Raw genomic sequence first — 10,692 nt, 5'->3', positions numbered from 1 at the left:
GGCGGCGGGGGTGGCAGGAGGGCGGCGCGTGCGCAAGCCTCTGCTCCCCGCGCGGCTTACTTCTTCTCGCCCGGCTTGGTCTCAGCCGGTGCTTCGGTGGTAGCCGGGGCAGCGGCAGCAGCCGGCGCCGGACGCGCCTTGACCACGCGCACACCGCGCGCCTTCATCCAGGCGTCGAACTCTTCGGCGGTCATGCGCTTGCCGTTCTGGCTCATGTCAAAGCGCCACGGCGTGTTGTCGAACTCGGTCTGCGGCTTGTAGGCCGCCGGATCGTTCGGCTTCACCGCCGGTGCGCTGGGGATGGCCTTGGCGATGTTCTGGCAGCCATCGATGCGCAGGCGCTGCAGCACCTGGTCCAGCGACTGCGAGGGATCGTAGCTGCTGCCCAGCACGCCGCTGGACATGCCCAGCTGGGTGCCGCGGATGTACAGCTCATCGGCCACCGGCGCGATGGCCGTGGCCGGCAGGGGCAGCGGCGAGGCGCTGGTGTTGACCGAGCAATCAACCGCCGCGTGGGCGACGGGAACCAGGGCCAGCGCCAGGACGGCGGCCGATGCAGAGCGCAGCATGAGGTGCATCCACGAAAGGAAGTGACGCGGCGAGTTTAGCAATGCCGCGACAGCTTTCAAGCGCCACTTTCAATGAATACGGCAACTCATTGGTTTTGCGGGCAAAACGCCGACGAACGGTCGTTCAGAGGGCGTGACGGCTGTGTTTCCTGGGCCCACAAACAACAAGACCCGGCCGAAGCCGGGTCCTGCTGTGTCTTACTGGCAGAGCGTCAGAACTTAGTTCTGGACGTTCAGCTCGGTACGACGGTTCTTGGCGCGACCTTCCGGGTTATCCGAACCATCCGGGTTGGTGTTCGGGGCAATCGGACGGCTCTCGCCGTAGCCGATCGGGCCCTGCAGACGGCCAGCGTCCACACCGTTCTGGGTCAGGTAGTTGTACACGGCGGTGGCGCGACGCTCGGACAGCTTCTGGTTGTAAGCGTCGGTACCCTTCGAGTCGGTGTGACCGGCGACTTCAACGCGCAGGTCCGGGTAACGCTTCAGGATTTCCGAAGCTTCCGACAGGATGGCCACAGCGTCCGGACGCAGGTTCGACTTGTCGAAGTCGAAGTTCACGCCCTTCAGGTCGATCGAGACCGGCACCGGGCAACCGTCCGGACCGATGGTCTGACCCGGCTGCGAGTTCGGGCACTTGTCGTCGCAGTTGTTGACGCCGTCACCGTCGTCATCCAGGTCGGCGCAGCTCGGGGCAACCGGAGCCGGAGCCGGGGCAACAGCGGCCACCGGGGCCGGGCCCAGCGGGATCACGACGCCGACCGAAGCCAGCACGTCGCCGAACCAGCTTTCGTCGCGCGCGGCAACGCTCTGGTCGTCGAAGTCAGCGCGGTAGGCCACTTCGGCGCGGACAGCAACGCGCTTTTCGAAGGTGGTCTGCAGGCCGACGCCCAGCTTGGCCGACAGGTTGCCGTCCTTGCGCTCACGCGGACCGTTGTTGTTGACGGCAGCGTACTCTTCTTCCGACTTCTGGTAGCCCAGGCCACCGACGATGTACGGGTTCCAGCCGCGGCCTTCCTGGATGAAGTGGCGACGCACGTCGAACGACACGCCGTACTGCGACCAGTTCAGGTCCTGGTTGGCGTCGAAGTTCGGGTTCTGGTAGTTCAGCTCACCGTCCAGCGACCAGTTCGGGCTGATGAACTTACCCAGGCCCAGGGTCACGAACGGAGCGTCATTGGTCAGACGGTCGCTGTCCTGGAAGTTGAAGCCGGCCGAACCGGTCAGGTACCAGCGGTCATCGAACTCCTGCGCGGACGCAGCCTGGGCGAAAGCCAGACCACCCAGCAGCGCGGCAGTAAGGATCTTCTTGTTCATTGAGTACAGCTCCTATTTCGGGGGTATGAAACCGGTAGAGGCATGGGCCAGCACTACTGCGTCGATGTTCGACAGCCGATTCAGCACGCCACCGCCGCGAACATTATGCTCAGGCGGGTGAAGGTCATGTTAACAGTCCCGTAACATGTGAAGCGTCGCAGCCGACCAGCCAACGGTCCGACGTTGAAACCCTATACAGGATCATGAAAATCCGCAAGACCCCCGTGCGACAAGGGTTTGGAGGGGATTAAGGGGAACAGGCGACAGGTTTTGCGAAGGGCTTCGTGGCGGGATTCAGCGCGCGCCCATTGAAGTGAGGAACCTTATGACAGGAACCGCGCCCGGGCTCTAGAAGTGGTGAAACCGTCATTCGATGTCGTGGTTTCAGTTCCGTGCTGGCCGATATTCTGACGCCCCGGCCCGTCATTACCGTTGATGCGGAACAGCCCGTTGGCGGCAACGCCGCTGTACGCACGCATTGCCCGGCATCTGTATCTATAACGAAGGCCAAAGCGGGACTACGGTGGGAACAGATCCCCCTCCCCCCTGGAACCTGCATGCCCACCGCCCTGCCCCTGCGCCTGCTGCAACTTGTCACCGGCCTGTTCCTGTACGGATTCGGCATTGCCCTGATGGTGCGCGCAGCCATCGGCGTGGCGCCGTGGGACGTGCTGTCACAGGGCATCACCCTGCACTCGCCGCTGTCGTTCGGCCTGGTCACCAACCTGGTGGGCCTGGTGGTGCTGCTGCTGTGGTGGCCACTGCGGCAGAAGCCCGGCGTGGGCACCGTGCTCAACGTGCTGCTGATCGGGCCGTCCGCGCAGTTCGGCCTGTGGCTGCTTCCGCCGGCCGTCGGCCTGGCGTGGCAGCTGCTGCTGTTCTGCGCCGGCCTGCTGCTGATCGCGCTGGCCACCGGCCTGTACATCGGCGCACGGCTCGGCCCCGGCCCGCGCGATGGGCTGATGACCGGCCTGCACGCACGCACCGGCTGGCCGATCTGGAAGGTCCGCACCCTCATCGAGGGCAGCGCGCTGGCGGTGGGCTGGTGGCTGGGCGGCAACATCGGCCTGGGCACGCTGGCCTTCGCCGTGCTGATCGGCCCGCTGTGCGGATTCACCCTGGGCTGGTTCGGCATCGGCCGCCCGGCCGTTGGTAGCGCCGGGCCACGCCCGGCGAGCGCGCAGCGCGGCCACGGGTGACCGCGTCGCCGGGCATGGCCCGGCGCTACCGGGCGCTGCACCAGCCCTTGCCCCGGCCGCGGTTTCGCGGCACGCTGCGCGCTTCCGTACGCAAGCGTATCGACCATGTCGCCAGCCAACGAAACCGCCTATCCGCACCTGTTCTCCCCGCTGGACCTGGGCTTCACCCAGCTGCGCAACCGGGTGCTGATGGGCTCGATGCACACCGGCCTGGAAGATCGCGCCCGCGACTTCCCGCGCCTGGCCGCCTACTTCGCCGAACGCGCCGAGGGCGGCGTCGGCCTGATCGTCACCGGTGGCTTCGCGCCGAACGTGGTGGGCTGGCTGAAGCCGTTCGGCGGCAAGCTGTCCTGGCCCTGGGAAGTGCGCCCGCACCGCCAGCTCACCGCCGCCGCGCACCAGCACGGCGCAAAGATCTGCCTGCAGCTGCTGCACGCCGGTCGCTACGCCTATCACCCGCTGTCGGTGGCGCCGTCGAAGCTGAAGGCGCCGATCAATCCGTTCACCCCGCGCGCGCTGTCGGCCAGCGGCGTCGAACGCCATATCGCCGACTACGCGCGCAGTGCGAAGCTGGCCCGCGAGGCCGGCTACGACGGCGTGGAAGTGATGGGCTCGGAGGGCTACCTCATCAACGAGTTCATCGCCCCGCGCACCAACACGCGCACCGATGCCTGGGGTGGCGACGCGCGCCAGCGCATGCGTTTCGCGGTGGAGATCGTGCGCCGCATCCGCGAGGCCTGCGGCCCGGATTTCATCATCATCTACCGGCTGTCGCTGGTCGACCTGGTCGATGACGGCAGCAACTGGGAAGAGATCGTGCAGCAAGCGCAGTCCATCGAGGCGGCCGGCGCGACGATCATCAATTCCGGCATCGGCTGGCACGAGGCGCGCATTCCGACCATCGCCACCTCGGTGCCGCGTGGGGCCTTCGCCGGGGTCACCGCCAAGCTCAAGCCGCACGTGAAGGTGCCGCTGGTAGCGACCAACCGCATCAACATGCCCGACGTGGCCGAGCGCATCCTGGCCGGCGGCGGCGCCGACATGGTGTCGCTGGCACGCCCGCTGCTGGCCGACCCGCAGTGGCCGAACAAGGCCCGCGCCGGCCGCGCGGAGGCGATCAACACCTGCATCGCCTGCAACCAGGCCTGCCTGGACCACGTGTTCGAGAACAAGCTGGCCAGCTGCCTGGTCAACCCGCGTGCCGCGCACGAGACCGAGCTGGTCTACCACCCGACCACCGCACCGAAGAAGATCGCCGTGGTCGGTGCCGGCCCGGCCGGCCTGGCCTGTGCCACGGTGGCCGCCGAACGTGGCCATCAGGTCACCCTGTTCGATGCCGGCGGGGAGATCGGCGGCCAGTTCAACGTGGCCAAGCGCATCCCGGGCAAGGAGGAGTTCCACGAGACCCTGCGCTACTTCCGCCACAAGCTGGCCGAAACCGGCGTGCAGCTGCGCCTGGACACCCGCGCCGACGCGGCGGCCCTGGCCGGCTTCGACGCGGTGGTGCTGGCCACCGGCATCACCCCGCGCAAGGTCGATTTCCCCGGTGCCGACCATGCCAAGGTGGTCAGCTACCTGGACGTGCTGCTGGGCCGGGTCGAGGTCGGTGCCAACGCGGCGATCATCGGCGCCGGCGGCATCGGCTTCGATGTCGGCGAGTTCCTCAGCCATGCCGGCCCCTCGCCGTCGCTGGACCCGCAGCGCTGGATGGCCGAATGGGGCGTGGACAGCCGCTTCGAGGCCCGCGGCGCCCTCGCCACCCCGCAGGTGGAGGCGTCGCCGCGTCGCCTCTGGCTGCTGCAGCGCAGTGCCGGCAAACCCGGTGCGCGGCTGGGCAAGACCACCGGCTGGATCCACCGCGCCACGCTGAAGGCCAAGGGCGTGCGCATGCTCGGCGGCGTGGAGTACCTGGGCGTGGACGACGATGGCCTGCGCATCCGCGTCGAGGGCAGCGAACAGCTGCTGCCCGTCGACCATGTGGTGGTCTGCGCCGGGCAGGAACCGAACCGTTCGTTGCTGGCCGAACTGCAGGCCGCGGGCATCGCCGCGCAGCTGATCGGCGGTGCCGATGTGGCGGCCGAACTCGACGCAAAACGAGCAATCGATCAGGGCAGCCGGGTGGCTGCCGTGCTGTAGTTCGAGCCTGAATGGGGGACGGAATGTGATTTCCGTCACCCGGCCCGAACCTGAATGTCAAGCGAGCCGATTCAGGATGCGTTCGGCAATCCCCCCCTACCTTGCGCCAACTTTCCGCTCACCAGCCAGTTTCCGGTGAGCCGGCGCGACCCCCTCGATCGGATTGATCGTTTCTTTTGGGGTCGCCCACGGGGCGGCCCCGATGGCCGCCTCCCCATGACGCCAAGTCGTACCCCGGCCCGCAGCCCCCGCTGCGGGAATCCCGAGGTGCGGCCCACACGGAGCAAGGAGTTATATGAAACTGGCCTGGATTCTCTGGCTGTCGCAGTTGTTGCCGCAGCCGGCCGCTGATTCATTGTGTTTGAGCACCACCGTTTACCTGGAAGCCCGCGACCAGACCCTGCGCGGCCAGCAGGCCGTCGCCGAAGTCGCACTGCGCCGCCTCGACAGTGGCCTGTGGGGTGATTCGATGTGCCAGGTGGTCACCGCGCGCAAGCAGTTCGCCCCGACCATCGTATCCCCCGGCACCCAGCTGGGCAACGACGCGGCCTGGAGCGAGGCGATGAACGTGGCCTTCGACGCCGAGCGCAACTGGGCGCTGCCGGCCGGCGAACGCCGCGAGATCGTGCCCGGCGCCAGCCACTTCGCCGCGCTGTCCATCGCCAGCCCGAACTGGCGCAATGCCTACCAGGTGGCGACCATCGGCGACCACACCTTCTATAAGGTGCAGAACCTCAAGCCTCGCCAGTCGTAACGATCTGTTGCCGGCGGCAGCGTTGCCGCGCGCCGGCAGGCTCTGGGATAGTGGGCGTTTCCCGCCCCGCCTGGAGTTCCCATGAAGCTGTACAGCAAGCCCGGTGCCTGTTCCACCGCCGACCACATCGCCCTGCAGTGGACCGGCCAGCCCTATGACGTGGAACTGCTGGACAAAGACACCCTGAAGGGTCCGGAATTCCTCAAGATCAACCCGGCCGGTGCGGTGCCCGCCCTGGTCGATGGTGATTTCATCCTGCTGCAGAACGCAGCGATCATGGGCTACATCGCCGACAGCTTCCCGCAGGCCGGCCTGGCCGGTGATGGCAGTGCGCAGCAGCGCGCCGAAGCCACCCGCTGGCTGTCCTTCGTCAATTCGGACGTGCACCCGGCGTTCTCGCCGCTGTTCGGGCCGGCCAAGTTCATCGCCGATGAAGGCCAGTTCGACGCCATCCGCGCCGCCGCGCGCAAGCGCCTGCGTGGCCTGTTCGAGACCGCCGACAAGCAGCTGGCCGACAAGCCGTGGCTGGCCGGTTTCCGCAGCTTCGCCGATCCCTACTTCTACATCACCCTGCGCTGGGCCGCGGCCGCCAAGGTCGACCTGGTCGGCCTGGACAACGTGGCGGCGTTCAAGACCCGCATGGAAGCTGACGCCGGCGTGCAGGCCGTGCTGAAGGCCGAAGGCCTGGCCTGACGCCTGGGACGGGGTCAGAAGCCCGGGGTCGGATCCGTCTGCGCAGCAGGCGGCTCTGACCCCACCCCGCGCGCTCACCGCGCTCAGCCGATCTCGCGGATGACCTCGCCCTTGCCGTCGCGCAGCTGGGTCGGCACCACTTCAATGCGCAGCGAATCCGCCACCGGGTACAGCCCGCGTTCGGCCGGCACCACCGCCATCGCCTGCAGCCCAGCCTCATCCAGGGCCCAGCGCGCGCTGTCGCTTCCAACATCATTTGCAGGCTCACCAGCGGCAGGCACGAACGTCCACTGACGCTCACGGCTGACCAGCTCCAGCGGCTTGCCGTGGCGCAGGCGCAGGCCCAGCAGCTCGCTCACGCTCGAGACCTGCCCGGCGCCCAGCACCAGCGTGGTCACATCCGCCTCCTGCTGCCACTGCAGCGTTTCAATGAACAGCATGCCGGTGCTGGAACCTTCGCGTTCACTGCCTTCCCGCACCCGTGCCGCCAGCGCGGGATCGTCGAGCAGGTTGCCGCGGTGCAGGTCGGTGATCCACAGCGGCATCGCCGGCTGCAGGGCCAGCAGCACGTCGCGGGTCGACCAGCGCTTGACCGCTTCCATCTCCTCGTCGGTCAGGCCGACCAGCTGCAGGAACTGCAGGTGGCCGTTGGCGGTGTCACGCGCCGGCAGCTGCGGGTCGGCGATGAAGGCCAGATGGCACAGGCGGGTGTCGGTCTCCAGTGCGATCGGTCCGTTGGCATTGAGATGGTGGCCATCCTCGAACACGTTGCCGCTGCCGAACACATAGCGCGCCAGGTTCTGCAGCAGGTTCAGCGGCCACACCGGCGGCGTGCTGGTGGCGTTCTCGCCGGGCGCTGCCGCCAGCCGGAAGGTCAGCTCGAAGCCATAGCCACTGGCGTCGGCATCGCTGCTTTCCTTGGCATACAGTTCGGAAAAGCCGTAGGTGACGTAGTGCCAATGCGGCAGCGGCGCGTCGGCCCAGTAAACGCTGATGCCATCCAGCGGATCCTGGCCGCCCAGCGTGTACGGCAACGCGGTGCCGTAATGGCGCGGCTCCTGGCCGGCATACAGCGGTGCCAGCGCGGCGTTGATGGCGTCCCAACCGGGCGTGTCGGTGGTGTCCTGTTCGTCCTGCACGCAGGTCTCCTCGGGGGCAGTGGAATCCACCGCCCACTTTACCCGCCGCGTCAGGCCTGCACGACCTCGCTTGTGGCCGGCGACAGCAGCGCCTGGGTTTCCTGCCACCAGCGCTGGGCCAGCGCCGGACTGCGCGCTTTCGCCACGGCCTCCTGCAGTTCCGGGCACAGCCGCTCCAGCGACAGCGCGTCCTTGCAGCGCTCGATCTTCAGCTGCATGAAATAGCCCTTCAGGCCCAGATGGCGACGGACCGCTTCGCTCATCGCGTCGTACAGCTGCTGGTACAGCGCCGGGTCCTGCTCGCGGCCGCTGCTGAGGCCGCGCGCGGCGACCGGCTCGACCGAGCCGCCAACCACCTCGATCAGTTCCAGCGCCGCCAGTTGCTGCAATGCATCCTGCGGTGCGCGCAGGCCTTCCAGCAGGCCGCGCAGTTCGTTGTCATCGCGCCGGCCATCGACCATCAACAGGATCGAACGCAGTCCCGCCGGCAGGCGACGGCCACGGTCTTCGATTTCCTGGCGGCCAGCGGCCGTCTTGGCGTGCAGCAGTGCCATGCATCCCCCCCGATCCTTGATGCGCTTCATCTGCGCGCCCGGACGGACGCGCCCCCTTGCCCGCCATCGCCGGAGCCTGCGCAGCTTCCCCGAAGCGCAGGCCCTGTTGCAGATCGATGACAGGCCGAGCTTAGCGCATGTGCGGTAGTTGGGTAGCGCCAGGCCATGGCTGGCGGCTTTTCCGCGCTTCGCGCTCGCCGGGCATGGCCCGGCGCTACCAGACCGGTTTACCGCCCCAGCGCGCGGCGGATCTCTTCCAGCGCCCCGGGGTCATCCAGGGTCGACAGGTCGCCCGGGTCGCGCTGTTCGGCCAGCGCCTGCAGCGAACGCCGCAGCAGCTTGCCCGAGCGGGTCTTGGGCAGCGCGTTGACGACGTGTACATGCGCCGGCCGCGCCACCGCGCCGAGCGAGGCGGTCACCGCCGCCATCATCTCGGCCACCACCGGTGCCGGATCCTCGCCGTTGAGCCCCTGCTTGAGGGTGACGAACACCAGCGGCACCTGCCCCTTCAGCTCGTCCTTGACCCCGATCACCGCCGCCTCGGCCACCCGCGGGTGGCCAGAGATTGCCTCCTCGATCTCGCGCGTGCCCAGGCGATGGCCGGCCACGTTGATCACATCGTCGGTGCGGCCAAGGATGAAGGTGTAGCCGTCGTCATCGCGGATGGCCCAGTCCAGCGAGCTGTACAGCAGTTCCTTGAAGTGGCTGAAGTAGCTCTGCATGAAGCGCGCATCGTCGTTCCACACCGTGCTCATGCAGCCCGGCGGCAGCGGCGGCGTCACCACCAGCACGCCCTTCTGCCCGGCGGCGACTTCCTCGCCGGTGTTCTCGTCGATCACTTTCATGCGATAGCCGAGATTGGGGAAGCCCGGCGAACCGAAGCGCACCGGCTTCATGTCCAGCCCCGGCAGCAGGGTCAGCGCCGGCCAGCCGGTTTCGGTCTGCCAGTAGTTGTCGATGATCGGCTTGCCCAGCGCCTCGCTGATCCAGTGCGCAGTGGGTTCATCCAGCGGCTCACCGGCCAGGAACAGATACTTCAGCGCATCCAGGTCATGGCGGTGGATGAAATCGGCATCGTGCTTCTTCAGCACGCGGATGGCGGTGGGCGAGGAGAACATCGTGCGCACGTTGTACTGCTCGCACAGCGCCCACCAGATGCCCGGGTCCGGGTTGGTCGGCAGGCCTTCATAGAGCAGCGAGGTGCAGCCGCCGATCAACGGCCCGTACACGTTGTAGGAATGGCCGACGGCCCAGCCCACGTCCGAGGTGGAGAACATCACCTGGCCGGGCTTGCAGTCAAACACGGTCTGCATCGACTGCGCCATCGCCACCGCATAGCCGCCGACATCGCGCTGCACCCCCTTGGGCTTGCCGGTGGTGCCGGAGGTGTAGAGCAGGTAGCTGGGTTCACTGGATTCGAGCCATTTCACCGGCACGTCCACCTCGCCCACCTGCGCACGCAGTGCGGCGTACTCGACATCGCGCCCCTGCACGCGCGGCTCGGCTGGATCCAGCCCGCGCGAAACGATCAGCACGTGCGGCGGCGGGTTGGTCGCTTCGGCACAGGCCGCGTCGACCATGGCTTTGTACGGAATGACCTTGCCACCGCGCATGCCGGCATCGGCGGCGATCAGCAGCTTCGGTTTGGCATCATCGATGCGCAGCGCCAGGTTGTGCGCGGCGAAGCCACCGAACACCACCGAATGCACGGCGCCGATGCGCGCGCAGGCCAGCATCGCGAACACGGCTTCGGCCATGTTGGGCATGTAGATGACCACGCGATCGCCATGGCCGACACCGAGGCGCTGCAGCACCGCGGCGAAGTCGTTCACTTCGCGGTACAGCTGGCGATAGGTGATTTCGCGGGTGACGTTGGTTTCGGTGGAGACCGCGACCAGCGCGAGCTGATCGGCGCGATCGACGAGGTGGCGGTCGACGGCGTTGTAGCAGAGGTTGGTTTCGCCGCCGACATACCAGCGGCGGAACGGCGGGTTGCTGTAGTCCAGCACCTGCTTCGGCGGCACATGCCAGTAGATGCGCTTGGCTTCCTCGCCCCAGAACGCCTCCGGCTCGTCGATCGAGCGGCGGTAGGTTTCCTCGTAGTTCATGACGCAGCCCTCCCAGACAAAGTCATGCAATCGAGGATAGTCCGGCGCGGGCATGCGGGCCGCCCTACCTTGGTAGGGGGTGGGGTTTTTCATGCAGGGCTGCCGCCCTGCACCCGCAGAAGCAACGTCAACGTCAAAAGCGGGGCCGCTGAGGGATGGCGGGGTGGGTCCGGTCGAGGGGGACGCTGCAAGTACGTCCCTGTAAGCTCGGTCGCCGCATCCATGC

At 67.5% G+C, this 10,692-nt stretch carries 9 protein-coding genes; 4 read left to right on the top strand and 5 right to left on the bottom strand.

The features are described 5' to 3' along the window. Positions 1-56: 56 nt before the first annotated feature. Both IAE56_RS19060 and IAE56_RS19055 read right to left on the bottom strand, forming a co-directional pair. Complete coding sequence (locus tag IAE56_RS19060; RefSeq protein WP_108767867.1) at positions 57-569, bottom strand: hypothetical protein; 513 nt, start codon at positions 567-569, stop codon at positions 57-59. Between the two features lie 219 nt (positions 570-788). Further along, positions 789-1,883: an OmpA family protein gene (locus IAE56_RS19055; protein ID WP_108767866.1), complete on the bottom strand. Its 1,095-nt coding sequence runs from the start codon at positions 1,881-1,883 to the stop codon at positions 789-791. Between the two features lie 557 nt (positions 1,884-2,440). Here IAE56_RS19055 and IAE56_RS19050 point away from each other — a divergent pair. From IAE56_RS19050 to IAE56_RS19035, 4 genes are all read left to right on the top strand, one after another. Then, entirely contained in the window at positions 2,441-3,082 is a 642-nt protein-coding gene (locus IAE56_RS19050) for a hypothetical protein (protein WP_164075535.1), read from the top strand. A 105-nt stretch (positions 3,083-3,187) separates the two neighbouring features. Further along, a complete protein-coding gene (locus tag IAE56_RS19045) occupies positions 3,188-5,218 on the top strand; it encodes an NADPH-dependent 2,4-dienoyl-CoA reductase (RefSeq protein ID WP_200753607.1) in 2,031 nt (676 codons plus the stop codon). Positions 5,219-5,513: 295 nt separating this feature from the next. After that, positions 5,514-5,972: a cell wall hydrolase gene (locus IAE56_RS19040; RefSeq protein WP_004154513.1), complete on the top strand. Its 459-nt coding sequence runs from the start codon at positions 5,514-5,516 to the stop codon at positions 5,970-5,972. Positions 5,973-6,053: 81 nt separating this feature from the next. Then, positions 6,054-6,665: a glutathione S-transferase N-terminal domain-containing protein gene (locus IAE56_RS19035; protein ID WP_108767863.1), complete on the top strand. Its 612-nt coding sequence runs from the start codon at positions 6,054-6,056 to the stop codon at positions 6,663-6,665. Between the two features lie 83 nt (positions 6,666-6,748). Here IAE56_RS19035 and IAE56_RS19030 read toward each other — a convergent pair whose 3' ends face one another. The 3 genes from IAE56_RS19030 to prpE form a co-directional block, all read right to left on the bottom strand. Further along, positions 6,749-7,804 carry a suppressor of fused domain protein gene (locus IAE56_RS19030; protein WP_200753608.1) on the bottom strand — a complete coding sequence of 352 codons (1,056 nt, stop codon included), beginning with the start codon at positions 7,802-7,804 and terminating at the stop codon, positions 6,749-6,751. Positions 7,805-7,854: 50 nt separating this feature from the next. Then, positions 7,855-8,358 (bottom strand): hypothetical protein, encoded by a 504-nt coding sequence (locus IAE56_RS19025; RefSeq protein WP_108767861.1) that lies wholly within the window; start codon positions 8,356-8,358, stop codon positions 7,855-7,857. Positions 8,359-8,585: 227 nt separating this feature from the next. Further along, positions 8,586-10,466, bottom strand: coding sequence for a propionate--CoA ligase (prpE, locus tag IAE56_RS19020; RefSeq protein WP_164075534.1), 1,881 nt, complete (start codon positions 10,464-10,466; stop codon positions 8,586-8,588). Positions 10,467-10,692 lie beyond the last annotated feature (226 nt).

Source organism: Stenotrophomonas sp. S41 (assembly GCF_016624625.1).
Taxonomy (GTDB): Bacteria; Pseudomonadota; Gammaproteobacteria; order Xanthomonadales; family Xanthomonadaceae; genus Stenotrophomonas.
The sequence above is the reverse complement of the archived record's forward strand: the minus strand, read 5'-3'. Positions and strand labels throughout refer to the sequence as shown.